The organism is Thermomonas sp. HDW16 (assembly GCF_011302915.1).
In the GTDB taxonomy this organism is placed as follows: domain Bacteria; phylum Pseudomonadota; class Gammaproteobacteria; order Xanthomonadales; family Xanthomonadaceae; genus Thermomonas.
Window position 1 is genome coordinate 259,346 of record NZ_CP049872.1, and the last position, 24,064, is coordinate 283,409.

Below are 24,064 nucleotides of genomic sequence, written 5' to 3' on the forward strand. Positions count from 1 at the left end.
AGCGCCTGCACACCGTCACCGGTATCCTGCGCCGATGAACTCCCGCTTCGATTTTCCCTCGCTGCCCGCGTTGTGGCGCTGGGCACGGCAGTGGCGCCAGAACCAACTGGTGGAAACCTGCGACCGCGTGGACGTACTCGACCATGTCCACGACGCCGGCCACCTGGCGCCGCGCTACGCCTTCATGATCGTGATGTCCTGCGGCATCGCCACCCTGGGCCTGCTGCAGAACTCGGCGGCGGTGATCATCGGCGCGATGCTGATCTCCCCGTTGATGGGGCCAATCATCGGCCTGGGCATGGGCCTGGCCACCTTCGATTTGCGCAGCATCCGCGAGTCCCTGCTCACCTTGCTGGTCGGCATCGGCCTGGCGCTGACCATTTCGATCCTGATCGTGTGGATGTCGCCGCTGAAGGCCGCCACCAGCGAGATCCTGGCGCGCACCGAACCGACCTTCTTCGACCTGCTGGTGGCGGTGTTCTCCGGCCTGGCCGGTGCCTACGCCACGGTCACCCGCAAGGGTGAGGCGATCGTCGGCGTGGCGATCGCCACCGCCTTGATGCCGCCGCTGGCCGTGGTCGGTTACGGCATCGCGGTGCTGAACTGGAACATCGCCGGCGGTGCCGCCTTCCTGTTCATGACCAACCTGCTGGCGATCGCGTTGTCGGTCACCATCGTCGCCCGCCTGTACGGCTTCGGCGGTTCCGACAGCCCCAAGCAGACCGCGTGGCAGGCCGGCCTGATCATCGTCAGCTTCCTGCTGCTGTCGATCCCGCTGGGACTGGCGTTGAAGCGCATCGCGCTGCAATCGCAGACCGAACTCATCGTGCGCTCGACCCTGGACGCGAAGGCGCAGGAATTCGCAGGGCGCGTCAACGGGCTGCGGGTGGATTCCAGCGGCGATGGCGTGGCGGTGGAAGCGGTGGTGCTGATGCCGAAGCACGTCGCCGGGATCGACGCGCAACTGCAACTGCTGCTCGGCGAGAAGCTGGGCCGGCCGGTCACGGTGCGCGTGCAGGAAGTGCTGACCGCGGACGATGCCAGCTTCGCCCAGCAACAGGGCACGCTGGCCGAACTGCGGCGCAGCGTGACCGCGCTGCAGGATGCGGAAAGCGTGCGCGGCGCCCAACAGCGCGCGATCGCCGATGAACGCGCCGGCCTGCAAGCCAGCCTGCTGCCCTATCTCGGCCGCATGCAACGCAGTGCGGATGGCAGCTATTGGGAACTGTGGGTGGCCCCGGACACGCATATGTCGCTGGCGCGTGCCGCGCGCATCGAGACCGAAGTCAACGCCGCGCGCAAGCAAGGAGCGCCGACACTACGGGTGTACCCGCCATTGCAGGCGCTGCCTGCGATCGCGCTGGGCACCACCACGGCCGATGCCCCCGGCCCGGACGCCGCCAGCGCGAATACGCTGGCCACCCAAGCATGGGCGCTGCAGCGCTGGCGAGCGAGCGCGGTGGACGCCCAGCTGTCCACACGCGACGACGCCCAAGCCGAAGCGTGGACGGCGGCCTTGCGTTCGGCGCTGTCGTTGCGCGGGATCGCGTTGGGCGATATCGAACGCAGCCGTACCGGCGAAGCGCGCCTGCAGCTTGCTTTGCCCACCCAGTAAACCGGCTCAGGGTTTCGCGGGCCAGCCTTCGGGCACGTCCACGTAACCGCCACTCAAATCGATGCCGGCTTTGTCTTCGCCGGCGGCGACCTCGACTTCGATCAATTCGTCCGGCGGGCATGGCGCGCGGATGCAGCGGATCTGCGTCGCATGCGCGATCAATTGCAGTTCACTGCCCTGCGCCCAACCCATCAGGAAGTAGCGGCCCGGCGCAACGCCAAGGCGGTACTCGGTTGCGCCAGCGGGCGAGTCGATGCAGGTGGGCGCGCCACCATCCAGCGGATGCGCGCAGATGCGCAGTGCGGGTAGTGGTCGGTTGCCGTCGCGGATCGCGCCACGCAGGCTGGCACTGGAGGAGGTGGCTTCCGGCGCTTTCGCTGTTTCTGCAGGGGTCGCGGCTGCGGCCGCAGTGGGTGCCGGGGGGGTGGGCGTGGCGGAACCGGTCGATGGTGGGGCGTCCGGCACCGGTGCCGTGCTTGCCGGGGCGCAGGCGGACAGCGGCAGCGCCGCGAACAACAGGATGGGCAACATCCGCGACATGGGTTCTCCTTCGAGCGACGGGCTTCGGCGACAATAACGCCTCCTTTCGCCGCCTGCCTGACTGCTTATGTCGTCCACGACCATTTCGCTGACCCGCTTCCTGATCGAGGAGCAGCGCGCCGGCCGCATCAATCCCGACCTGCGCCTGCTGGTCGAAGTCGTCGCCCGTGCCTGCAAGCGCATCTCGATCGCGGTCGGCAAGGGCGCGCTGGGCGGCGTGCTCGGCGATGCGCTGAGCGCCGGCGAGGCCAGCATCAACGTGCAGGGCGAGGCGCAGAAGAAGCTTGACGTGCTCAGCAACGAAATCCTGATGGAAGCCAATGCCTGGGGCGGCCACCTGGCCGGGTTGGCCTCGGAGGAGATGGATACCTCGCACCCGATCCCGGACAAATACCCGCGCGGCAACTACCTGTTGCTGTTCGATCCCCTGGACGGCAGCTCCAACATCGACGTCAACATCTCGGTCGGCACCATCTTCTCGGTGCTGCGTTGCCCGGACGGCGTGACCAATCCGGGCGACGAACATTTCCTGCAGCCCGGCAGCGCCCAGGTCGCGGCCGGTTACTGCACCTACGGGCCCAGCACGATGCTGGTGCTGACCGTGGGCCACGGCACCCATGCCTTCACCCTGGACCGCGAAGTCGGTTCATTCGTGCTGACCACGCGTGGCATGAAGATTCCGGAAGAAACTAGGGAATTCGCGGTCAACGTGTCCAACCAGCGTTTCTGGGAAGCGCCGATGCAGGCCTATGTCGGCGACATGCTGGCCGGCAAGGAAGGCCCGCGCGGCAAGGACTTCAACATGCGCTGGGTGGCCAGCATGGTCGCCGACGTGCACCGCATCCTCACCCGCGGCGGCATCTTCAGCTATCCGCTGGACAGCAAGTGCGCCCCCAAGGGCGGCAAGCTGCGGCTGATGTACGAAGCCAACCCGATGAGCCTGCTGGTCGAACAGGCCGGCGGCGCGGCCAGCACCGGCCGCATGCGCATGCTGGACGTACAGCCCACCGGCCTGCATATGCGGGTGCCGGTGTTCATGGGCAGCAAGGCGGAAGTCGAAACCGCGGTGCGCTACCACGCCGAACACGACGCGCCCTGAGCCAGACTCAGGGCGTGGTTGGCGGCTGGTTCAGCGCCAGCCAGTACAGGCCGATCTGCCGCACCACCTCGACAAAGCGTTCGTACTCGACCGGCTTCTGGATGTAGCTGTTGGCGCCGAGTGCGTACACCTTGTCGACATCGAAGGGCTCGGCGCTGGTGGTCAGCACCACCACCGGCAGGGTGCTGGTGGCAGGCGCGGCGCGAATGGCCTGCAGCACTTCGCGGCCATCGAGCTTGGGCAGGTTGAGGTCCAACAGCACCAGCGCCGGCAGTTCATCGGGCGTGCAGGCCTGCAGGAAAGCCACCGCTTCGGCACCATCACTGACCACCCGCAACCGGTAGTCGGCACCGGTATCGGCGAAGGCGATGCGGGTCAGCTCCGCATCGTCCGGGTTGTCCTCGACCAGCAGGAGTTCCTTGCTGAAGCCGATCTTCTCGTTCATGCCGCCCGCGCCCCCATCGCGCCATCGTCTGGTTGTGTTCCATCGCCCGCACGCGGCAGGTCGCGCAGTTCCACGTGGAAGCTCGCACCGGCATCCGGCACCGCCTCCGCGCGGATCCCGCCGTGATGCCGGCCGACGATCTGCTGGGCGATGGTCAGGCCAATGCCATCGCCCGCGCCCTGTTCGCCGCTGTGCAAGCGTTGGAACGGTTCGAACAGTTTGCCGGCATACGCCATGTCGAAACCGATGCCATGGTCACGAACCACGAAATGCAGGCCATGGTCGTCGCGCACACCCTCGACCTCCACCGCCACGATTTCGCGACTGGCGGAGAACTGCCAGGCATTGCGCAGCAATTGCGTGAGCAGGATCTTCAGCAAGCGCTCGTCGCCGATCACTTCCAGCCCTGGCTGAACATGGATTCGCGTCGCTCGATCCGGCTGCATGTCGTGCAGCTCGGCGGCCGCCCATTCCGCCAGCAGGCTGACATCCACCGGTCCCGGCCGCAATTGCGCGCGACCGATCCGCGCCAGTTCCAGCAAGCTTTCGATCAGCGAACCCATGCGCGCACTCGCGCTGCGGATGCGCGCCAGCTGTTCGCGGCCCGGCGCATCCAACGCATCCCCGGCATTCCGTTCCAGTTGCATGGCGAAACCGTCGATCGTCCGTAACGGTGCGCGCAGGTCATGCGAGACCCCGTGCGCGAAGACTTCCAGTCGTCGTTGCGCCGCTTCCAGCGCGGCGGTACGTTCGCGCACCCGTTCTTCAAGATGCTCGTTGAGATCGCGCAACTCACGTTCCGCCGTGCGCTGTGCGGTCACGTCCCGGAACTGGGAGATGAAATAGCGCGGTGCGCCCGTCGCATCGCGCATCAGTGCGGCGTTCAACAGCACGTCGATCGCATGCCCATCGCGATGCAGGTAGCGTTTCTCCGCATCCACCGAAGGCTGTGCCCCCGACATCAGGTCCCGGCGCAATTGCTCGCTCAATGGCAGGTCGACTGGATGGCTGATGTCGTGCACCAGCAGGCCGACAAGCTCGTTTCCGTCGCGACCCAACATTCGGCACAAGGCCGGGTTGACGTCGACGAATCGCCCTTCCAGCGACACGATGGCCATGCCGATCCCTGCCGAGGCCATGGCCAGGCGGAAACGCGCTTCGTCTTGGTCGTCGGCCTGGTGCGGGGGCATCGGCTGCTCGTCCTCGTTGACGCAATCTAAACATTCGCGCCGTCAAGCGCATGTGCACATCGTCGTATTCATCCGCGCATGCATGTGTCCACACCTATACACGTGAGCGGGCACAATGCGGGGACATGGTCACCAATCCACTCCTGTTCTCGCAACTCGCCTTCGGCCTGATCCTGATCGGCGGCCTGTACCTGTTCATCACCGAGAAGCTGCGGGTCGACGTCACCGCCATGCTGATCCTGCTGGCATTGGTGCTGACCGGCGTGCTGGACAGCAAGCAGGCGCTGTCCGGCTTCGCCAGCGAACCGGCGATCATCGTCGCCGCGGTGTTCGTGATCTCCGGCGGCCTGGCCGCCACCGGGGTCAGCGAGCATATCGGCGCCTGGATCGGCCGCGCCGGCGGCGGCAGCGAATGGCGCACGATCGCGGTGGTGATGCCAGTGGTGGCGCTGCTGGCCGCCTTCACCCACCACGTGATGGTCACTGCGATGATGCTGCCGCTGTTGCTGCGGCATGCGCGCGACCGCCAGATGCCCGCATCGCGTTTGTTGATGCCGATGTCGCTGGCGGCCTCACTGGGTACCACCTTGACCCTGGTCAGCGCACCCGCCTTCCTGCTGGCCAACGACCAGCTGAAACGCGCCGGCACGGAAGGCCTGGGCATCTTCTCGATCACCCCGATCGGCATCGCGCTGGTGGTGGTCGGCACCGTGTACATGCTGCTGACCCGCTGGATCCTGCCCAAGCGCAGCGGCGAGGGCGGCGATGACGATTACCTGCGCCTCGGCCGCTACCGCACCGAGCTGCTGGTGGTGCCAGGCGGGCAATGGGCCACGCGCACCCTGGCCGACATGCAGAAGGCGATGGGCAAGTCGGTCTCCGTGCACGGCTGGCTGCGCGACGGCCAGCGCCGCGACGACCTGACTCCGGCCAGTCCACTGCTGGCCGGCGACATCCTGCTGGTCGAGGCCGGTGCCGACGAACTGATGTCGCTGCACGACGATCCGGGCCTGGATCTCAACGCCATCGCCCGCTATGGCGACAGTCTGGACGGCGAGGGCAAGCTGCAGCTGGTGCAGACGGTGGTGGCGCCCGGCTCGGAATTCCTCGGCCGCACCATTCGCGAACTGGATTTCTCCAAGCAGTTCCATGCGGTGATCGTGGGCCTGTGGCGACGCACCGGCCCGGTGGCCGAACGCCTGTCCGATGCCCGCCTGCGCGAAGGCGACCTGCTGGTGCTGTGGGGCCGCTCCAACCGTTTCGCCGAACTGGCCACCCACCACGGCTTCCTGCTGCTGGCGCCGTTCGCCGGCGAGGCCAAGCGCCGCCTGCGCGCGCCGCTGGCGCTGGCGATCCTGGGCGCCACCATCCTCGCCGCCGCCACCGAATGGCTGCCGGCGCCACTGGCCTTCCTGCTCGGCGCGGTGGCGATGGTCGTCACCCGCTGCGTGGACATCAACCAGGCGTATCGCGAGATCGACGTGCGCATCTTCGTGATGATCGCCGGCGTCATTCCGCTTGGCATCGCGATGGAGCAGACCGGCACCGCCGACCTGCTGGCGCAAGGCATGTCGCACGTGATCGCCGGCTGGCCGGTGCTGGCGATGCTGCTGGTGATGTTCTCGGTGGCCGCGCTGCTCACCCAGATCATGAGCGATGCCGCCACCACCGCCCTGCTCGGGCCGATCGCGATCGCGCTGGCCCAGCTGCTCGACTTGCCGCCCACTCCGTTCGTGGTGTGCACCGCGCTGGGTGCCGTGGTCGCCTTCCTGACCCCGATCGGCCACCACGGCAACCTGCTGATCCTCGGCCCCGGTCAATACCGCTTCGGCGACTTCCTGCGCGTCGGCCTGCCATTGACCGTGCTGATCGCCCTGGTCAGCGCGTGGATGGCGCGCTGGCTGTGGCTGGGCGGCCCGCTGCTGCCGCATTTCGGATGAACTGAAAGGAGTTTGCGATGACGATCTTGGTCAGCCCACGCGTCCACGATCTCGGCGGTTTCCAGGTGCGGCGCGCCGTACCCAGCCTGCAGGCGCGCAGCGTCGGCCCGTTCGTGTTCGTCGACCACATGGGCCCGGCGTTGTTCGAACCCGGCCGCGGCATCGATGTCCGCCCGCATCCGCATATCGGCCTGGCCACGGTGACCTATCTATGGGCGGGGGCGATGCGGCATCGCGACACCCTGGGCAGCCTGCAGGACATCCTGCCCGGCGACGTCAACTGGATGACCGCCGGCCGCGGCATCGCCCATTCGGAACGCACCCCGCCCGAGCCGCGCGCGCATGGCTTCGCCATCCACGGCATGCAGACCTGGGTGGCGCTGCCGAAGTCCGACGAGGAAACCGCGCCATCCTTCCACCACCACCCGGCATCGACGCTACCCGCGCGCGACCACGCCGGCGCGCAACTGCGGGTGATCGCCGGACGCGGTTTCGGCATGGAATCGCCGGTGAAGGTGTTCGCCGATACGTTCAACGTGGCGGTCGATCTTGCGCCCGATGCCGAACTCGTGATCGAAGCCGAAGCCGAGGAACGCGCGCTGTACGTGCTGGAAGGCGAGGCGCAACTGGACGGCAGCGATATCCCGGAGAAACACCTGCTGGTGCTGGATCGAGGCGCGCGCCATGTGCTGCGCGCGAAAACGCCGCTGAAGGCGATGCTGTTCGGCGGTGAACCGCTGGACGGCCCGCGCCACCTGTGGTGGAACTTCGTGTCGTCCTCGAAGGAACGCATCGAACAGGCCAAGGCCGATTGGGACAGCGGCGCGTTCGGCCTGATTCCCGAGGACGATCAGGAACGGATTCCGCTACCGGATCGCTGAGCGCATTTCAGAACAATTCACCCTGTGGGGTGATCTTGCGTGGCGCCACGAACATATCCGTGCGCAATGGCGGCAACGACCCGAAACCGAGCCGGTTGCGAGTCTTGCCGAAACGCATCGCGATCAGCTCGGCGAACGGCCCCTGACCGCGCATGCGGCTACCGAACGCGCTGTCGTAATCCTTGCCGCCGCGCATCTGCCGGATCAGGCTCATCACGTGTTCGGCGCGCTCGGGATAGTGCAGGCGCAGCCATTCGCGCCAGACTTCCTTCAATTCATGCGGCAAGCGGAGCAGCACATAGCCAGCCGCGCGCGCACCGGCCTCGAATGCGGCTTCGAGGATATGTTCCAGGTGCTTGTCGGTGATCATCGGGATCACCGGTGCGACCAGCACACCAACCGGTACGCCCGCATCACGCAAGGCCGCGATCATCTTCAACCGCGTATGCGGCGCGGCGGCGCGCGGTTCCAGTTTCGATGACAACACGTTGTCCAGCGTGGTCACCGACACGAACGCACTGACCAACCCGTGTTGTGCCAATTGCGCCAACAGATCGATGTCGCGGGTGATCGCGCTGCCCTTGGTCACGATGCTGAGCGGATGCTTCGTTTCCAGCAACACTTCAAGGCAGGCGCGACTGATGCCGTGGTCGCGTTCGATCGGCTGCCAGCCATCGGTATTGATGCCGAGTGCGATCGGTGCCGGCACGTAACCGGGCTTCGCCAGCTCAGCGCGCAGCAACTCGGCGGCATTGGTCTTCGCGAACAGCTTCGTCTCGAAATCGAGGCCGGGCGAAAGATCGAGATAGGCGTGCGACGGCCGCGCGAAGCAATACACGCAGCCATGTTCGCAACCGCGATACGGATTGACCGATTGGCTGAAGCCGATATCCGGCGACTGGTTGCGGCTGATGATGCTGCGCGCGCGTTCGATGCTGACCGTGGTCCGCGGTTTCGGCGCCTCGGCCAGGTCTTCGTAAACCGAACCCCAGCCATCGTCCTCGCCGCGGAATTCGCGCTTCTCGAAACGTCCGGCCACGCGCGAAGCCGCACCGCGGCCCTTGGTCGGCCGCTCGGCCTTGCGCGCATCTACGGGTGGTTCGTCACGCGACATTTCCATCGCGGCACCCTACCCTGTCGTGGTCGCAACGCGCGCGACAACGCCCGTCCAATGGAGACCGAATGCACCCGTTGCTGCAGCTCTGGGAAGCCCTGTGGGCGATTCCGTACATCGGCCTATACCTGGGCCTGGGCTGGTTGGCGTACCTGCTGGGGCTGGGCATCTACATCGTGCTGCAGAAACGCGAGCCGGCGGCGACGATCAGCTGGCTGGTCAGCCTGGCCGCCCTGCCCTACATCGGCTTCCTGATCTACCACGTGTTCGGCCCGCAGAAGATCCGCCGCCACCGCCTGCGCCGCGCACGCACGCGGGTCGGGATGAAGGGCGAGATGCCGGTAGGCGGCGACGACGCGGTGGAGCTGGCCTTGCTTGGACAGGCGACCACCGGCCTGCCGCCGACCACGGCGACGCGCGTCGAACTGCTGGTCGATGGCGCGGCCACCTACGATGCCTTGATCGCGGCGATCCGCACCGCGCGCCACCACGTGCATCTCGAGTACTACATCTACACGCCGGATCGCAGCGGTACTGCGCTGCGCGATGCCTTGATCGAGCGAGCGCGCGCAGGCGTGAAGGTGCGACTGCTGCTGGACGCGGTCGGAAGCTCCAAATGCAATGACGCCTTCTTCGCCGAATTGCTGGCCGCCGGCGGCGAACTGGCCTGGTTCCATCCGATGCGTTTCGGCCAGGTATGGAAGCGGCCGTGGTTGAACCTGCGTACCCACCGCAAGATCGTGGTGGTCGATGGCCGCATCGGGTTCGCCGGCGGCATCAACATCACCGACGAGGAGAACGAACGCCTGCGCGCGGACGCTTACCGCGACCTGCATGTGCAGGTGGATGGCGATGCCGTGCGCGCGCTGCAGCTGGTCTTCGTCGAGGACTGGGCGTATGCCACCGGCAACCGCGATTTCATCGGCGACGTTGCCAGGGCGATGCCGCCACCTGAGCGCGGGCCGATCCCGACGCAGGTCATCACCTCCGGCCCGGATTCGGACTGGGAGGCGATCCACCGCCTGCATGTGGGCGCGATCCACGCGGCCAAGCGCCGGGTCTGGCTGGTCACGCCGTACTTCGTGCCCGGGGAGGCTGCGATGATGGCGCTGACTTCCGCTGCGCTCGGTGGCCTGGACGTGCGCCTGCTGGTGCCCAAGCAGAGCGACAGCAAGTTGGTCACCTTCGCCGCCCGCTCCTACTTCGATACCCTGCTCGCGGCCGGGGTCAAGGTCTACGAATATGGCCCGCGCATGCTGCACACCAAGGCCCTGCTGGTCGACGACGATCTCGCCCTGATCGGCAGCGCCAACTTCGACCATCGCAGCTTCCGCCTCAATTTCGAGATCTGCCTGCTGTTCCGCGATGCCGACGTGGCCGCCGACCTCGCGAAACTGATCGAGCGCGAATTCGCGAACGCGCCGCGCGCTCGCGACGACCGCGACCGCTCCTTCTGGCGCGCGCGCCTGCCGGAGGCGTTCGCACGGCTGCTGTCGCCCTTGCTCTGACGCATTCCTCGCCGCTTGCCAGCGGCGTACACTTTCCGCCATTCCCCGCCCGGAGCCGCCTGCATGCATTGGCTGTACCTCCTGCTCGCTCTCGCCGCGATGGCCGTCGCCATCAAGACCACCTCCAGCGGCCTGATGTTGCTGTGCATGCTGGCCTCCCTGGTGTTGCTGGTGCTGTGGCTGGCCGGCCTGTATTCGGCGCGCATGGCCGGCCGCAGCCGCGATCCCAGTGCGATGATCGATCCCGCCGAGCTTCGCCGACTGCGCGAACAAGCCGAGGCGCGCAAAGCGGCGAACAATCCGGAATCGCCCGCACCTTGAGCACCGCGCTCAGCGTCAACCTCAACAAGATCGCCGTGCTGCGCAATTCCCGCGGCGGTGGCGAGCCCGATGTCCTGCGCGCGGGCATCACCTGCCTGGACGCGGGCGCGCACGGCCTGACCGTGCATCCGCGCCCCGATGCACGCCACATCCGCGAGGACGATGTGCGTGCCTTGGCGGGCTTGTGCCGGCAGCGCGGCGTTGAGTTGAACATCGAAGGCAATCCGTTCGCCCCCCCCGCCCGGGTTATCCGGGACTACTTGCTCTTTGCGAAAGCACCCGCCCGGCGCAGGTCACCCTGGTGCCGGATGGCGATGGCCAACTGACATCCGACCACGGCTTCGATTTCAGCCGCGATGGCGGTGCGTTGCGCCCGCTGATCGCCGCCTTCAAGGCGCTCGATTGCCGGGTCAGCGTCTTCGTCGATGTCGGCGATCCGGATGTGGCGATCGCGGCCGGTTGTGGTGCTGATCGGGTCGAGCTCTATACCGGCCCGTTCGCCGAGGCCTATGCCGCTGGCGATGCCACGCAGGCACTGCAGGCCGCCGCTGCTACCGCGCGCCTGGCCCAATCGGCGGGTTTGGCGGTGAATGCCGGCCACGACCTCAACCAAGCCAACCTCGCGGCCTTCCTGGCTACGGTTCCGGACGTGCGCGAAGTCTCGATCGGGCACGCGCTGATCGGCGAAGCCCTGTACGCCGGCCTCGAGTCCACGGTGTGCGCTTACCGCCGCATCGTCGATGCCGCGGTAAGCGGCTGACGATCAGCGCCTGATCGCGATATCGCGGTAACCGGCCTCGCGCGCCGCGGCCAGCGCGAACGCGAATGCGCGATATTCCGCCTCGCCATTGCTGTCCAGCGAGAGAACGGCATCCGGTGCCTGCGCACGCTGCGCACGAAGCTCCGCGGCCAAGGTCGGCAGTTCAACCCGCACACCGTCCAGCAGCGCACTGCCATCGGCCTGCACTTGCAGCTGGACGGGTTCCGGTTTGGGATCCGCGCTGGGCGGAGCGACGCCTGGCAGGCTCAATGCAAGTGTGTCGCTGCGGATCGGCATGGTGACCATGAAGATCACCAGCAGCACCAGCATCACGTCGACCAGCGGGGTGATGTTGATGCCGGCCATCGCGCCTTGCGCGGGGCGGGTTGCGGTCGAAGCCGAAGCGAAGACGGACGCAGTCATGCGAACCTCCTTGCCGCGGGCGGAATGCCCGATTCCAAACTGCGCCGATCGCGCGCAATGGTCAAGTGCCCGCGTCTTTCGGATACAAAAAAACGCCGCCCTTGCGGGGCGGCGTCGTCATCCACGACGGGCTCCTTAGCGGAGCCTGAGTTGTCTTGTTCAGTTCTGCACGAAGCCGATCTTCACCATCTCAGCGTTCTTGGCGGCGGTGAGCACCTTGGCCAAGATGCCGTATTCGGCGGCTTCGTTGGTGTCGATCTGCAGTTCCGGCTGGTTGGTCGGATCGCGATCGACTTCGTTGCGCATCATCTGCTGCAGCGCGCTCACCGGAGTGGGCGTGTTGTTCCAGAACACCTGACCGGCGGCGTCGATGCGCAGTTCGATCGGATCCGGCGGTTCCTTCGGATTCTCCGGTGGCTTGTCCGTCTTCTGCGGCAGGTCGACATCGACCGGCACCGACTGGATCGGCATCGTCACCATGAAGATGATGAGCAGCACCAGCATCACGTCAACGAGCGGCGTGACATTGATGTCGGCCATCGCGCCACCGCCGGAATTGCTTGAAAATGCCATGGCGGTTCTCCTTACTGGCCTTTCTTCGGCGGCGTGGTCACGAAGCCGACCTTGGCGATGCCCTGGGCCTGCGCGATCTTCACCACGTCGTTGACCAGGCGATACGGCGTGGTCTTGTCTGCGCGGATATTCACCGGCGGCTGCGGGCTCTTCTGTGCCTCGACCGACAGCTCGCTTTCCAGCAGCTGCCGGGTCGCCGGCTCGTCGTTCCAGAACAAGGCGCCCGATTCGGTCACCGCGATGGTGACCGGCGGGATCTTCTTGTTCTCTTCCTTCTTGTCGACCACCGCTTCCGGCAGCTGCACCTTGACCCGGTGGTTCATCAGCGGGGTGGTGATCATGAAGATGATCAGCAGCACCAACATCACGTCCACGAGGGGCGTGACGTTGATCTCGGCCATGGGGCCGCCGCTGTCGTTACCGGAACTGAAGGCCATGGTGATGCTCCGTCAGGCTCGCTTCGATCAACGCTTGCCGGCGACTTCGCCGACGCGCGAGCCGGTGGCGAAGAAGTCGTGCAGGTCGTGCGCGAAGGTGTCGAACTGATTGTTGGTGACGCGGTTCAGGCGCACGAAGAAGTTGTACGCCAGCACCGCCGGGATCGCCGTGAACAGACCGATCGCGGTCATGATCAGGGCCTCGCCCACCGGACCTGCCACCGCGGAGATCGAGGCATCGCCGGACGCGCCGATCTTGATCAGGGCGCGATAGATGCCCCACACGGTGCCGAGCAGGCCGACGAACGGCGCGGTCGAACCGACAGTGGCGAGCACGGTCAAGCCATCTTCAAGACGCGAAGACTCGCGGGTCACCGCCTGGCGCAGGGCGCGGTCGACGAACTCAGAACGGTTCAGCGACTCGGCCAGACGCGAACCGTCATGGCGCTGGTGGTGGGCGGCGGCCTGGGCGGCGTCGAGGGCGATCTTGGAGAACGGCTCGGACTTCGGCTGTTCTTCCATGAAGCGGATCGCGTCCTGCGCGTTCGGGGTTTCCCAGAACGTGCCGGTCACCCGATCCGCGCGGCCGCGCAGGCGGCTGTTCTTCACCGCATTGATGATGATCCAGTACCAGGACATCAGCGACATCACCATCAGGGTGATGAAAACAACCCAACCGACGAAGTCGAGCTGGGTGATCAGATGGTCAAAGCCCATCTGCTGCAGCGCGGCGGCGTTGTTGCCTCCGGCGGCGGCAGGGGCGGCAGCAGTCGTTTCCTGCAACATACGCTTACCTTTGGGTGTCGTGGATGGAGTTTAGAAGTGGAACAAAATGAACGGATGGAACAGATATAACAAACGCAGCAATTAGTTCAGCTTGAAATCGACCGGGACGCGTACACGGCTGGCAACCTTTCGACCATCGCGCACTTCGGGGTTGAACCGCCAGCGCTTGGCGGCGGTGACCGCGGCACGATCCAGATTCCGATTCCCGCTGGACTTCTCAACCTCGACATCAAGGACAGCACCATTCGCGTCGATACTCACGATTAGGACTGTGGTGCCCTGAACGCCGCGGCGCTGCTCTTCTGGTGGATACCTAGGTGGATTCATCGCGCGCGAAGACGGGTCAACGCCCGAGCTGATGTCCGCGATCTGTGCCGGCGGGGCCGGCGGAGTCGGCGGTGGGGCGACGGTGTCGACCGCACGAGGCGTATCCAATACGACCGGCGGATCATCCGGCGGCGGCGGCACCGGGCTGGGCCTTGGCGGCGACAAGGTCTTCGGCGGGGTCAGCGGCTTGGGCTGATCCGGCGGCGGTGGCGGCGGCGGCGGCGGCGGCGGCGGCGGCTCGATGAAGGTGACGCTGACCACGTCATCTTCCTCGACGTCCTGCGCCGGCGGCGAAATCGGCGCCAGCAGCAGCAGCAAGGCTGCCACGTGAATGGCGATGGCGAAGCTGAGACCCACGATGCGCGGCCAGCTCAATCCGCCTTCGCGGTTTTCTTCGCTCTTCTCGATTTGGGCGAGATCTTGGATCTGGGCGGGGTCTAGCGTCATGCGCAAGGCTCTGGTGTGGGAAGCCCCGGACGCGCTGCGCCGGGGCGACAACATGTGGCCCGGGGGCCGCAGGAACCACCTAGTCTATACCAATCCCCTGCGCTTGTTCCAAGCGGTGGATTCGTGCAGACCCGAAAGTGGGGTGCAGTTCTCAACGGGCAAGGATCCTCTTGGCGTCTTCGGGCTTCTTGACACCCTTGTCCAATGCTTTCTGGGCAGCGGCCTTCGCTTCTGCCTTCTTGCCGCTGTATTCAAGCACCTTCGCCAGGTTGAGGTAGGCCTCGCCATCGGCTGCCATCGGCGCGGCTTTGCCATACAGCTCGGTCGCCAATGCGATCTTGTCGTCGACATAGGCGTTTTGCGCCAGTACCTGATAGTCGCGCGCCAGATCGGGCCCGGCCTGCAGGATCCCTTTGCTCAGGCCCTCCTCGATCACCTTCTTCGCATCGTCCCAACGCTGTGCGTTTATGTAACCCACATACAGCGCACGTAGTTCGCGGCTTTCGCTCAACATGCCGCGCTTGTATGCGTCCTCCAGCAGCACGTTGGCTTGATCGGGCTTGTCGGCACCCTGCAGCGCAGCGACCGCGTTCATCAAGGTGCGCTTATCGGCCGGGTTCTTGGCGACCAGATCTTGGTAGATCGCAGCCGCTTCTTCATTGCGACCAAGGTTCGCGAGGACACTCGCGCGGAATCCGGCATGTTTCGGATCAACGGACTTGGTCTCGGCCAGGAAGCGATCCATGGTAGCCAGCGCTTCAGCGTATTTTTCGTTGCCGTACTGGATCACCGCCAGGTTGTACATCGTGTTGTAGTGACTGTCGTTGTCCAAACCGTTTGCATCGACCGCTTTCTTGAAGTAGTCAGCGGCCTTGGCCTGGTCGTCCATGTCGGCGGCGGCAGCACCCGCCATCGAGTAAGCGAAAGATTTGTCATAGGCACCAGCCGTCGGCATTGCCGCGATCTGTTCGGCCTTCGCAATCACGCCAGCCATGTCCTGTTTTTCGTAAAGCTCCTGCATCGCCTGCAGGTCCTTGACGGTCTTGCCGTTCGCCTTGGCCTCGGGAGAGACGCGGGTCGCATTCGGGTAAATCGCCGGCTTCTGCTCAGCTTGCTTCGCCTCCTCCTTCTTGCCCTTGCCAAGCTCGGCCATTCGCTTGGCACGCTGTTCGCGCATGGAGGGCGAGGTATTCTCCTGCTCCGCCTGAACGGCAGGTGCGAGCGTGGCGAGTGCCAACGCAGTGGTCAGGGCGACGACAAATGGCGGACATTGGGCAAAGCGGGTCATGGGTCACCTCGAAGCGATGTCATTGGTTCCGCCATCATGCGGCGGGGGTCGCACCGTAGCAGAAAGCAGATCGTTTGAACCGTGCCGAAATCATGCCGGCAACTCATTCAGTCACTGGCAATGTGGGGTGTGACCGGCCTTGCGTGCCGCCTGCATCGTCGGCAGCAGGCCGTCGGCGCGGGCCTGCAGCTCGCGCAGGCGTGAGGCCGGATCCGGATGGGTGGACAGCCATTGCGGCGGCCGCGAGCCGCTGGCGGCAGCCATGTTCTGCCACAAGGCCACGGCGCCGCGCGGGTCGAATCCGGCCTTGGCCATCAACTGCTGGCCGACGACGTCCGCTTCGCCTTCTTGGACGCGGGAATTGGGTAGCAGCAGACCTGCCTGGGCGGCGATGCTGCCGCCCTGAGCCACCGCACTGCCGACCCCTTCGCCGTAGCGGGCGCCAGCGAGCGACGACAGCACCTGCAAGGCGCCCGACGCCCCCATCTGGCGGGTGATGCGTTCGTTGTGGTGGTGCGCGATCACGTGCCCGATTTCATGCGAAATCACCCCAGCCAACTCGTCCTGGTTTCTGGCGACTTTGAAGATGCCGGTGTACACGCCGACCTTGCCACCCGGCAGTGCGAAAGCGTTGGTTTCCGGATTCTCGAACAGGGCGACCTCCCAGTTCAGTCGTTGCCAGTCGGGCGGCAATTGGCGAACCAGGCTGGTCACCACGCAACGTACGTACGCGGTCTGTCGACCATCCTTTGATTGCGGGGTCTGCTGCTTGGCCTGGGCAAAGGCCTGCTCGCCGAGTTGCGCCAATTGTGCTTCGGAGACGCCGCCCACGACCTGCGTGCGCCCGGTCGGTGACGTGGTGGTGGCGCAGGCAGAGACGGCGGTGGCGATCGCCATGCTGAGCAACAGGGCCTTGGCTTTCATCGTGGCGATCCTTCGGGGAATGACGCCCATATGTAATGTGCCAAACCTGAAGATCGCGTCAAGCTGCGCTGCGGCAGCCGTGCTCTTGGTTCACACGTCGAGGTTGGCCACCTTGAGCGCATTGTCCTCGATGAACTCGCGGCGCGGCTCCACCACATCGCCCATCAGGGTGCTGAAGATCGCGTCGGCGGCGACCGCGTCCTCGATCCGCACTTGTAGCAGGCGGCGGGTATCCGGATTCACCGTGGTATCCCACAGCTGCTCCGGGTTCATTTCGCCGAGGCCCTTGAAGCGCTGGATCTGGCGGCCCTTCTTGGCCTCCTCCAGCAACCAGGCCTGCGCATCGGCGAAGCTGACCACCGGCGCGGCGCGATTGCCGCGCTGGATCTGCGCGCCATCGCGAATCAGCCCGTGCAGCACCGCGGCGGCTTCGCGCAGCGGCTTTAATTCGCCGTGCTCGAAACTGGACAGCGGCAGCACCTGGGTCAGTTCCTCGCCCATGTGCAGGCGGGTGATCAACAACGCCGACGGGCGCGATTCGTTCGCCGGCTGCAGGGTGAGCGTGTAGCGCGGCTTGCCGAGGCCGGTGCGGTTGAGCTTGGCGGCCAGCGCCTCGAGTTCGTGCGCTTCGTCAGTGTGTTCGGCCAACGATGCCGCATCCAGTGGAGTGAAGTCGATCAGCGACTCCAGCACGATCGGGTCGAAGCGGTGCGCATTGCGGGCGATCGCGCCGCGCGCATTGGCGAACGCCAGCAGCAACTGCTCCAGCGCCGCACCTTCGATACCCGGTTCGCCGGCGGCGGGAATCAGCTGCGCGCCATCGACCGCGTTGTTGGCGAGGTAGGCGTCCAGCGCCGCATCGTCCTTCAGGTACAGCTCGTTCTTGCCCTGCTTGATCTTGTACAGCGGCGGCAGGCCGATGTAGATGTGGCCGCGCTCGATCAGCTCCGGCATCTGCCGGTAGAAGAAGGTCAGCAGCAGGGTGCGGATGTGCGAACCGTCGACGTCGGCGTCGGTCATCAGGATGATGCGGTGGTAGCGCAGCTTGTCCGGGTTGTACTCGTCCTTGCCGATGCCGGTGCCCAGCGCAGTGATCAGCGTACCGACTTCGGCGCTGGCCAGCATGCGGTCGAAACGCGCGCGTTCGACATTGAGAATCTTGCCCTTCAGCGGCAGGATCGCCTGGGTCTTGCGGTTGCGGCCCTGCTTGGCCGAGCCACCCGCCGAATCGCCCTCGACGATGAACAGTTCCGACAGCGCCGGGTCTTTTTCCTGGCAGTCGGCCAGCTTGCCGGGCAGGCCGGCGATATCCAGTGCGCCCTTGCGGCGGGTCAGGTCGCGGGCCTTGCGCGCGGCTTCGCGGGCGCGGGCGGCATCGACGATCTTGCCGGCGATCGCCCTCGCCTCGTTCGGATTTTCCTGCAGGAATTCCTCGAGCTTGGCGCCGAACACCGCCTCGACCACCGGACGCACCGGTTCGGTGACCAGTTTTTCCTTGGTCTGCGAGGAAAAGCCCGGATCCGGCACCTTCACCGACAGCACCGCGATCATGCCTTCGCGCATGTCGTCGCCCGACAGCGAGATCTTGGCCTGCTTGGCGATGCCGCTCTGCTCGATGTAGCGGGTCAGGGTGCGGGTCAGCGCCGCACGGAAGCCGGTCAGGTGGGTACCGCCGTCTTTCTGCGGGATGTTGTTGGTGAAGCAGTACATCGTTTCCTGGTAGGAATCGCTCCACTGGACGGCACAATCGACGACGATGTCATCCTGTTCGCCGGAGATCGAGATCACATTGGGGTGCAGCGGGGTCTTTAGCTGGGCCAGGTGCTCGACGAAGCTGCGGATGCCGCCTTCGTACTGGAACAGGTCGTGCCGCCCTTCCAGGCGCTCGTCGATCAATTCGATCTTGACGCCCGAATTGAGGAACGAGAGCTCGCGCAGGCGACGTGCCAAGATGTCGTAGTGGAATTCGACGTTGTCGTTGAACGCCACCGCCGACGGCCAGAAGCGCACTTCGGTACCGCGCTTGTCGGACGCCTCGAGTTGCTTGAGCGGATACACCGGCTCGCCGTGGCGATATTCCTGCTGGTAGTGGTGGCCATCGCGCCAGATGTCGAGGAGGAGTTTCTCCGACAGTGCATTGACCACCGACACGCCCACGCCGTGCAGGCCGCCGGAGACCTTGTAGCTGTTGTCGTCGAACTTGCCGCCGGCGTGCAGCACTGTCATCACCACCTCGGCGGCGGAGACGTCGCGCCCCTGCTTCTCGCTTTCCTTGGCGTGGCGCCCGACCGGGATGCCGCGACCGTTGTCCCACACCGAAACCGACCCGTCGTCATGGATGGTGACGCGCACAGCATCGGCATGGCCGGCCAACGCCTCGTCCACGCCGTTGTCGACGACCTCGAACACCATGTGGTGCAGGCCGGAGCCGTCGTTGACGTTGCCGATATACATGCCCGGACGCTTGCGGACGGCCTCCAGGCCTTCCAGCGCGGTGATGCTGTTGGCGTCGTAGGTCCCGTTGTTCGCCGGGGTTTTGGAAACGGTGGTTTCGGGCGCTTGGCCCGTGGTGGACTCGTGCTGCGACATCGGCGCGTTAGGCTCCCGCGGCGTGCAGGCGGTAGTCATGCACGCCGAGACACATTAGCTATAGGAACCCACAGTATAGCAATCGCCGCCCAGCAGCGCCTGTCTGGCCGTTCATCCAGCCGGCGTGACTGCCCCATGTTCCACGTGGAACATGGCAACAGGCAGATCAAGCTCCCGCAACACCAGCGGTGCCTCGGTGCCGGTCACGAAAACCTGCGCACCACTGGCATGCAAGGCTTGCAACACCCGGCGCTGATGGTGGCGATCGAGTTCCGAGGCCAGATCGTCCAGCTGCAGCACCGGCCAATGGCCATCCTGCATGGCGAGATACGAGGCCTGCGCCAACAACAACGCCAGCGCGGCCAGCTTGGCCTGGCCGCGCGACAGGCCGTCGCGCCCTGGCAGATCCCGCAGCTGCAGACGCAAATCGGCCCGATGCGGCCCCACCGAGGTGTGGCCCTGCACCAAATCCCGATCCCGTGCCAGCAGCAGCGCATCGACCAGCGACACCTCCTGCCGCTTCCAGCCGGGATTTAGCCCCAGCTGCCCTGCGCCCGCTGCTGGCAACAACGCCTCGATCATCGCATCCAGATGCGGTTGCAAGCGCGCCACATGGGCTTCACGTTGCGTCGTCAACGCCTCGCCGGCCTGGGCCAGCTCATGCTCCCAGGCATCCAGCTGGGAAACCGCGCGGCGTTGGCGCAGCAGGGCATTGCGTTGTTTCAACGCACGGGCGTGCCGACGCCACTGCAGCAGGAAGTCGCCGCCACGGTCGGCACGTTCCACGTGGAACAACCCCCAGTCGAGGTAACGACGACGGCCTTCACTCGGGCCATCGATCAAGGCGTGACTGCCGGGTTCAAAACTGACCACCGCCAGCGCCTCGCAGAGTTCGCCCAGATGGGCCACCGACGCACCATCCAGCCGCGCCTCCCAATTGCCGCCGGAATGGCGAAGACCGGCGCGATGTTGCGTCTTCGTCGCCCCCGCCGACCATTCGGCATAGACGCTGAGCGCTGGATCATCGTGTCGAATCAGGCCGTCTCGCACACGTCCGCGGAAGCTGCGGCCGTGTGCGAGCAGATGTAGCGCTTCCAGCAAGCTGGTCTTGCCGCTGCCGTTGTCGCCGGTGATCAGGTTGAAGCCCGGTTGCGGCCGTAGTTCGACATCGGCGAAACGCCGGAACGATTGCAATTGGAGGCGACGGATCAGCATTCAGGGGTTTCGGCCATAAAACGGCAACGCCCGGCCGAAGCCGGGCGCTGTGGATGTTCCACGTGGAACACGCCTGCGGTCACAGGCGCAGCGGCATCACCACGTGGCGAGCGTGCTGGTTGTCGGCACCGCGTACCAGAGCGGAGGAATTGGCATCGCGCAGCTGCATCACCACGAACTCATCGCGCAGGGCGGACAGGGCATCCAGCAGGTAATTGACGTTGAAGCCGATCGCCAGCGCATCCACATGAGTATCGGCTTCGACTTCTTCCTGCGCCTCTTCCTGTTCCGGATTGTGCGCGCTGATCTTCAGCTGACCCGGCGAGACCTCGACGCGCACGCCGCGGTACTTCTCGTTGGACAGGATCGAGGCACGCTGCAAGGCGGCACGCAGGACTTCGCGGTCGATCTTGACCTCGCGGTCGGCACCGATCGGGATCACCGCTTCGTAATCCGGGAACTTGCCGTCGATCAGCTTGCTGGTGAAGGTGACATCGTCGCGCTTGACCCGGATGTGATTGCGGCCCAGTTCCAGTTCCAGGATGCGGTCGCCGCCTTCCAGCAGGCGCTGCAGTTCCTGCACCCCCTTGCGCGGGACGATGATCTGGCGCTTGCTGCCACTGCCGCCATCCAGTGCGGCTTCACACAGGGCCAGACGATGGCCGTCGGTTGCCACGCAGCGCAGGGTCGCATCGCGCAGGTCGAACAACAGGCCATTGAGGTAATAGCGCACGTCCTGCTGGGCCATGGCGAACGCGGTGCGCTCGATCAGTTCCTTCAACGCGGCTTCGGGTACCGACACGCGTTCGGTGGCTTCGACTTCATCCACCGAGGGGAAATCGTTGGCCGGCAGGCTGGCCAGGCTGAAGCGGCTACGGCCGGCCTGCACGGTGACCTTGTCGCCGGATTGGCTGACGGTGACCTTGCTGCCATCGGGCAGGGCACGCACGATTTCGAACAACTTGCGTGCCGGGATGGTGATCTCGCCGTCTTGGGCATCATCGACTGCGGTGCGCGCCACCATTTCGACTTCAAGATCGGTGCCGGTCAGCGACAGCTGTCCGTCGCGCACCTTGGCCAGCAGGTTGGCAAGCACCGGCAGAGTTTGCCGGCGTTCGACCACGTTGACCACTTGCGCCAGCGGCTTCAGCAGGACTTCGCGTTGCAGGGAGAACCGCATGTTGACCCCTAAGTTTCCGATGCGTGGAGGCCGGTCTGGGCGTGCTGTCCGGCTCTTGAAGAAATGGATAAATCTAAAAAGCAGGTAGAGATAGTAGAGCTAAAAGTACGGGAAAACAAAGATAAGTATTTGTTTTACAAGATTTTTTTTGGAATAAAACCGGGTGGACAAACACCCTGCGACTTGCGGATAACGTGTGGATAACTGCGGTGTCCGGGGTTGGCTTCGTGGTTATCCACAACTTGTCCCGGACTTGTCACGACGTTTGTTTACTCGCTGAGCTTGCGGATCAGTTTTTCCCAGTCCTCGTGCAGCTTGCCGTCGCTTTCCATCAGGTGACGAATCTGCCGGCAAGCGTGCAGGACGGTGGTGTGGTCGCGGCCATCGAACGCATCGCCGATTTCCGGCAGGCTGTGTTCGGTCAATTCCTTGGCCAAGGCCATCGCCATCTGCCGCGGGCGCGCCAGCGAACGGGTTCGCTTCTTCCCCAACATCTCCCTCAGTTGCAGGCCGTAGTAGTCTGCCACGACCTTCTGGATATTGGCGATGCTGATCGCCTGCTGCTGTGCGCGCAGCAGGTCGCGCAAGGTTTCCTGGGCGAATTCCACGGTCAGCGCGCGGCCCGCGAAGCCGGCTTCGGCCACCAGTTTGTTGATCGCGCCTTCCAGCTCGCGCACGTTGCTGCGCATCTTCTTGGCGATCAGTTGAGCGACTTCCGCCGGCACTTCGGTGCCGCGTTCGCGGGCCTTGGCCAGCACGATCTGCGCGCGGGTCTCGAAATCCGGCGGATCGATCGCCACCGACAGGCCCCAACCCAAGCGTGATTTCAGCCGCGGCTCCAGGCCTTCGACCTCACGCGGGTAGCGATCGCAGGTGAGGATGATCTGCTGGCGGCCGTCGAACAGCGCGTTGAAGGTGTGGAAGAACTCTTCTTGGGTGCGGTCCTTGCCGGCGAAAAACTGGATGTCATCGATCAGCAAGGCGTCGATGCCGACGAACTGGCGCTTGAACGCCTCCATGCCGCCGCTGGTCTTGTCATAGAGCGCCTTGGTGAAGGCATTCATGAACTGCTCGGAACGCAGGTACATGACCTTGGCCGCTGGGTTGGCCGCCCGCATCTGGTTGCCGGCGGCGAACATCAGGTGGGTCTTGCCAAGGCCGGTGCCGCCGTACAGCAGCAGTGGGTTGTGGGCGCGGTCGCCGGGCTTGAGCGCGGCCTGCCAGGCGGCGGCGCGCCCCAATTGGTTGCTGCGGCCTTCGACGAAATTGTCGAAGGTGTAATGAGTATCGACATTGCCCTGGAATGGTTCGACCGGCGTTGCCGCCACACGCGCGCCGACGATGGTGCTGGCGACGGGTTCGATCCGGCGCAGGGTGCCGATGTCCAGGCTAACCTCGGCCTCGCCGTAATGCGCGGCCAGCTCGCGAATGCGCGGCAGGTAGTGGCTGCGGACTTCCTCCATCACGAAGGCATTCGGCGCGTACAGCACCAGCTGGCGGTCACGGCGGTCGGCTTGCAGCGGTTTCAGCCAGGTGCGCACGTCCTCCAGCGGCAGTTCGGCTTCGAGGCGTTGCAGGCAGCGGGGCCAGACATCCATGGCGGGCGAATACTCTTGGGGAAGCGCGGTCGACGGCACCACCGGCGCCGACCGGCCGCCTGTGGATAACATCGGGGAAGCGGCAGCGTATCACCGCCCATCGCAGGCGGCCACGTGCACGTGCACTCGACGAGGCCTTGGTTTTATTGCAGTGCAGCGCTTGACCGGCGAACAGGTCGCAGCTAAGCTTCCGAATCTTTTCCGCCGAAATAACGCAGACCCGCCATGGCGACCAAGCGCACTTACCAACCCAGCAACCTGAAGCGCAAGCGCGACCACGGCTTCCGTGCCCGCATGGCGACCGCCGACGGCCGCAAGATCCTCGCGCGTCGTCGTGCGAAGGGCCGCAGCCGCCTGACCGTCTGACCCGCGTCCGGCCCTGGCGCCGGATCTGCGCGTGAGCTCCAAGTCGCAAGCCTCGATACCGACATCCACGCAGGATGTCGGTTTTGTCGTGTCCGCCGATTTTCCGGCGACTGCGCGCGTGCGTGCGAAAGTCGAATTCGACCGCGTGTTCGAGGCAGGCAAGCGCACCGCGGAACCCTTGTTGGCGCTGCACCGCCTGGACGATGGCGCGCCGCCGCGACTGGGCTTGGCGGTGTCGCGCAAAGTCGATCCGCATGCGGTCGGCCGCAACCGGATCAAGCGCGTGCTGCGCGATGCATTCCGTAAACTGCGCTCCCGGCTTGGGCCTGGTGCCTACGTAATCGTGGCCCGCCCCGCGGCGGCGCAGGCAGACAATCTGGCCCTGCGCGCGGCCTTCCTGCGCGTGCTGCAGCGCGCCGGCGCGTTGCCCCCACTGGCTGCGGCCGGCACAATGCCGCCCGCACACCTCTCCCATTCCCCCTGATGCGCCGCGCCCCG

23 protein-coding genes and 1 pseudogene are annotated in these 24,064 nt (G+C 65.4%); 9 read left to right on the forward strand and 15 right to left on the reverse strand.

The features are described from left to right. Positions 1 to 34 precede the first annotated feature (34 nt). Positions 35 to 1,615 (forward strand): TIGR00341 family protein, encoded by a 1,581-nt coding sequence (locus G7079_RS01120; RefSeq protein ID WP_166054748.1) that lies wholly within the window; start codon positions 35 to 37, stop codon positions 1,613 to 1,615. Between the two features lie 6 nt (positions 1,616 to 1,621). On the opposite strand, the gene G7079_RS01125 is transcribed toward G7079_RS01120, so the two are convergent. After that, positions 1,622 to 2,155 (reverse strand): hypothetical protein, encoded by a 534-nt coding sequence (locus G7079_RS01125; RefSeq protein ID WP_166054750.1) that lies wholly within the window; start codon positions 2,153 to 2,155, stop codon positions 1,622 to 1,624. Positions 2,156 to 2,222: 67 nt separating this feature from the next. On the opposite strand from G7079_RS01125, the gene G7079_RS01130 reads away from it, so the two are divergent. After that, positions 2,223 to 3,254: a class 1 fructose-bisphosphatase gene (locus tag G7079_RS01130; protein WP_166054752.1), complete on the forward strand. Its 1,032-nt coding sequence runs from the start codon at positions 2,223 to 2,225 to the stop codon at positions 3,252 to 3,254. Between the two features lie 7 nt (positions 3,255 to 3,261). On the opposite strand, the gene G7079_RS01135 is transcribed toward G7079_RS01130, so the two are convergent. After that, positions 3,262 to 3,699 carry a response regulator gene (locus G7079_RS01135; protein WP_166054755.1) on the reverse strand — a complete coding sequence of 146 codons (438 nt, stop codon included), beginning with the start codon at positions 3,697 to 3,699 and terminating at the stop codon, positions 3,262 to 3,264. Beyond that, complete coding sequence (locus tag G7079_RS01140) at positions 3,696 to 4,889, reverse strand: PAS domain S-box protein (protein WP_166054757.1); 1,194 nt, start codon at positions 4,887 to 4,889, stop codon at positions 3,696 to 3,698. Before G7079_RS01140 ends, G7079_RS01135 begins: the two co-directional genes overlap by 4 nt. A 125-nt stretch (positions 4,890 to 5,014) precedes the next feature. Between G7079_RS01140 and G7079_RS01145 the strand changes: the two genes are divergently transcribed. Together G7079_RS01145 and G7079_RS01150 are read left to right on the forward strand one after the other, a co-directional pair. After that, positions 5,015 to 6,829 carry an SLC13 family permease gene (locus tag G7079_RS01145; RefSeq protein ID WP_166054759.1) on the forward strand — a complete coding sequence of 605 codons (1,815 nt, stop codon included), beginning with the start codon at positions 5,015 to 5,017 and terminating at the stop codon, positions 6,827 to 6,829. A gap of 17 nt (positions 6,830 to 6,846) precedes the next feature. Beyond that, positions 6,847 to 7,710 carry a pirin family protein gene (locus G7079_RS01150; protein WP_166054762.1) on the forward strand — a complete coding sequence of 288 codons (864 nt, stop codon included), beginning with the start codon at positions 6,847 to 6,849 and terminating at the stop codon, positions 7,708 to 7,710. Positions 7,711 to 7,717: 7 nt separating this feature from the next. On the opposite strand, the gene G7079_RS01155 is transcribed toward G7079_RS01150, so the two are convergent. Continuing rightward, positions 7,718 to 8,824, reverse strand: coding sequence for a PA0069 family radical SAM protein (locus G7079_RS01155; protein WP_166054764.1), 1,107 nt, complete (start codon positions 8,822 to 8,824; stop codon positions 7,718 to 7,720). A gap of 68 nt (positions 8,825 to 8,892) precedes the next feature. On the opposite strand from G7079_RS01155, the gene cls reads away from it, so the two are divergent. From cls to G7079_RS01170, 3 genes and pseudogenes are all read left to right on the forward strand, one after another. Next, on the forward strand, positions 8,893 to 10,332 hold the full coding sequence (gene cls / locus G7079_RS01160; protein WP_166054766.1) for a cardiolipin synthase: 1,440 nt from the start codon (positions 8,893 to 8,895) through the stop codon (positions 10,330 to 10,332). Between the two features lie 63 nt (positions 10,333 to 10,395). Next, entirely contained in the window at positions 10,396 to 10,653 is a 258-nt protein-coding gene (locus G7079_RS01165; protein WP_166054768.1) for a hypothetical protein, read from the forward strand. Then, positions 10,650 to 11,413, forward strand: a pseudogene (locus G7079_RS01170) (pyridoxine 5'-phosphate synthase). Before G7079_RS01165 ends, G7079_RS01170 begins: the two are co-directional and overlap by 4 nt. 3 nt (positions 11,414 to 11,416) lie before the next feature. On the opposite strand, the gene G7079_RS01175 reads toward G7079_RS01170, so the two are convergent. The 11 genes from G7079_RS01175 to dnaA all read right to left on the reverse strand — a co-directional run bounded on the left by G7079_RS01175 (position 11,417) and on the right by dnaA (position 23,200). After that, positions 11,417 to 11,836: a biopolymer transporter ExbD gene (locus G7079_RS01175; RefSeq protein ID WP_166054770.1), complete on the reverse strand. Its 420-nt coding sequence runs from the start codon at positions 11,834 to 11,836 to the stop codon at positions 11,417 to 11,419. A gap of 159 nt (positions 11,837 to 11,995) precedes the next feature. Beyond that, entirely contained in the window at positions 11,996 to 12,409 is a 414-nt protein-coding gene (locus G7079_RS01180; protein ID WP_166054772.1) for a biopolymer transporter ExbD, read from the reverse strand. An 11-nt stretch (positions 12,410 to 12,420) separates the two neighbouring features. Then, on the reverse strand, positions 12,421 to 12,846 hold the full coding sequence (locus tag G7079_RS01185; protein ID WP_166054774.1) for a biopolymer transporter ExbD: 426 nt from the start codon (positions 12,844 to 12,846) through the stop codon (positions 12,421 to 12,423). Positions 12,847 to 12,873: 27 nt separating this feature from the next. Beyond that, positions 12,874 to 13,632, reverse strand: a complete 759-nt coding sequence (locus G7079_RS01190; protein ID WP_166054776.1) for a MotA/TolQ/ExbB proton channel family protein — start codon at positions 13,630 to 13,632, stop codon at positions 12,874 to 12,876. Between the two features lie 81 nt (positions 13,633 to 13,713). Further along, entirely contained in the window at positions 13,714 to 14,406 is a 693-nt protein-coding gene (locus G7079_RS01195) for an energy transducer TonB (protein ID WP_166054778.1), read from the reverse strand. 151 nt (positions 14,407 to 14,557) lie between these two features. After that, entirely contained in the window at positions 14,558 to 15,694 is a 1,137-nt protein-coding gene (locus tag G7079_RS01200) for a hypothetical protein (protein WP_166054780.1), read from the reverse strand. Positions 15,695 to 15,805: 111 nt separating this feature from the next. Continuing rightward, positions 15,806 to 16,618 carry a M48 family metallopeptidase gene (locus tag G7079_RS01205; protein WP_166054782.1) on the reverse strand — a complete coding sequence of 271 codons (813 nt, stop codon included), beginning with the start codon at positions 16,616 to 16,618 and terminating at the stop codon, positions 15,806 to 15,808. A 90-nt stretch (positions 16,619 to 16,708) separates the two neighbouring features. Further along, entirely contained in the window at positions 16,709 to 19,207 is a 2,499-nt protein-coding gene (gyrB, locus tag G7079_RS01210) for a DNA topoisomerase (ATP-hydrolyzing) subunit B (protein ID WP_166054784.1), read from the reverse strand. Positions 19,208 to 19,318: 111 nt separating this feature from the next. Beyond that, the gene (gene recF, locus G7079_RS01215; RefSeq protein WP_166054786.1) at positions 19,319 to 20,422 is read right to left on the reverse strand and encodes a DNA replication/repair protein RecF; all 1,104 of its coding nucleotides are present in this window, start codon (positions 20,420 to 20,422) and stop codon (positions 19,319 to 19,321) included. Between the two features lie 79 nt (positions 20,423 to 20,501). Continuing rightward, positions 20,502 to 21,602 (reverse strand): DNA polymerase III subunit beta, encoded by a 1,101-nt coding sequence (dnaN, locus tag G7079_RS01220; RefSeq protein WP_166054788.1) that lies wholly within the window; start codon positions 21,600 to 21,602, stop codon positions 20,502 to 20,504. A 269-nt stretch (positions 21,603 to 21,871) separates the two neighbouring features. After that, on the reverse strand, positions 21,872 to 23,200 hold the full coding sequence (gene dnaA / locus G7079_RS01225) for a chromosomal replication initiator protein DnaA (protein ID WP_166054790.1): 1,329 nt from the start codon (positions 23,198 to 23,200) through the stop codon (positions 21,872 to 21,874). A 225-nt stretch (positions 23,201 to 23,425) separates the two neighbouring features. Between dnaA and rpmH the strand changes: the two genes are divergently transcribed. Both rpmH and rnpA read left to right on the forward strand, forming a co-directional pair. Next, entirely contained in the window at positions 23,426 to 23,566 is a 141-nt protein-coding gene (gene rpmH, locus G7079_RS01230) for a 50S ribosomal protein L34 (RefSeq protein WP_139716416.1), read from the forward strand. Between the two features lie 88 nt (positions 23,567 to 23,654). Beyond that, entirely contained in the window at positions 23,655 to 24,050 is a 396-nt protein-coding gene (rnpA, locus tag G7079_RS01235; RefSeq protein ID WP_166057789.1) for a ribonuclease P protein component, read from the forward strand. Positions 24,051 to 24,064: the final 14 nt, after the last annotated feature.

Coding starts and splice junctions, on each gene's coding strand:
- G7079_RS01120 (WP_166054748.1), top strand. CDS start 35: ATGAACTCCCGCTTCGATTTTCCCTCGCTGCCCGCGTTGTGGCGCTGG.
- recF (WP_166054786.1), bottom strand. CDS start 20,422: ATGCTGATCCGTCGCCTCCAATTGCAATCGTTCCGGCGTTTCGCCGAT.
- G7079_RS01175 (WP_166054770.1), bottom strand. CDS start 11,836: ATGACTGCGTCCGTCTTCGCTTCGGCTTCGACCGCAACCCGCCCCGCG.
- G7079_RS01205 (WP_166054782.1), bottom strand. CDS start 16,618: ATGAAAGCCAAGGCCCTGTTGCTCAGCATGGCGATCGCCACCGCCGTC.
- rpmH (WP_139716416.1), top strand. CDS start 23,426: ATGGCGACCAAGCGCACTTACCAACCCAGCAACCTGAAGCGCAAGCGC.
- G7079_RS01190 (WP_166054776.1), bottom strand. CDS start 13,632: ATGTTGCAGGAAACGACTGCTGCCGCCCCTGCCGCCGCCGGAGGCAAC.
- G7079_RS01195 (WP_166054778.1), bottom strand. CDS start 14,406: ATGACGCTAGACCCCGCCCAGATCCAAGATCTCGCCCAAATCGAGAAG.
- G7079_RS01185 (WP_166054774.1), bottom strand. CDS start 12,846: ATGGCCTTCAGTTCCGGTAACGACAGCGGCGGCCCCATGGCCGAGATC.
- dnaA (WP_166054790.1), bottom strand. CDS start 23,200: ATGGATGTCTGGCCCCGCTGCCTGCAACGCCTCGAAGCCGAACTGCCG.
- dnaN (WP_166054788.1), bottom strand. CDS start 21,602: ATGCGGTTCTCCCTGCAACGCGAAGTCCTGCTGAAGCCGCTGGCGCAA.
- G7079_RS01125 (WP_166054750.1), bottom strand. CDS start 2,155: ATGTCGCGGATGTTGCCCATCCTGTTGTTCGCGGCGCTGCCGCTGTCC.
- G7079_RS01135 (WP_166054755.1), bottom strand. CDS start 3,699: ATGAACGAGAAGATCGGCTTCAGCAAGGAACTCCTGCTGGTCGAGGAC.
- G7079_RS01180 (WP_166054772.1), bottom strand. CDS start 12,409: ATGGCATTTTCAAGCAATTCCGGCGGTGGCGCGATGGCCGACATCAAT.
- G7079_RS01165 (WP_166054768.1), top strand. CDS start 10,396: ATGCATTGGCTGTACCTCCTGCTCGCTCTCGCCGCGATGGCCGTCGCC.
- gyrB (WP_166054784.1), bottom strand. CDS start 19,207: ATGTCGCAGCACGAGTCCACCACGGGCCAAGCGCCCGAAACCACCGTT.
- G7079_RS01145 (WP_166054759.1), top strand. CDS start 5,015: ATGGTCACCAATCCACTCCTGTTCTCGCAACTCGCCTTCGGCCTGATC.
- G7079_RS01155 (WP_166054764.1), bottom strand. CDS start 8,824: ATGTCGCGTGACGAACCACCCGTAGATGCGCGCAAGGCCGAGCGGCCG.
- G7079_RS01200 (WP_166054780.1), bottom strand. CDS start 15,694: ATGACCCGCTTTGCCCAATGTCCGCCATTTGTCGTCGCCCTGACCACT.
- cls (WP_166054766.1), top strand. CDS start 8,893: ATGCACCCGTTGCTGCAGCTCTGGGAAGCCCTGTGGGCGATTCCGTAC.
- G7079_RS01150 (WP_166054762.1), top strand. CDS start 6,847: ATGACGATCTTGGTCAGCCCACGCGTCCACGATCTCGGCGGTTTCCAG.
- G7079_RS01130 (WP_166054752.1), top strand. CDS start 2,223: ATGTCGTCCACGACCATTTCGCTGACCCGCTTCCTGATCGAGGAGCAG.
- G7079_RS01140 (WP_166054757.1), bottom strand. CDS start 4,889: ATGCCCCCGCACCAGGCCGACGACCAAGACGAAGCGCGTTTCCGCCTG.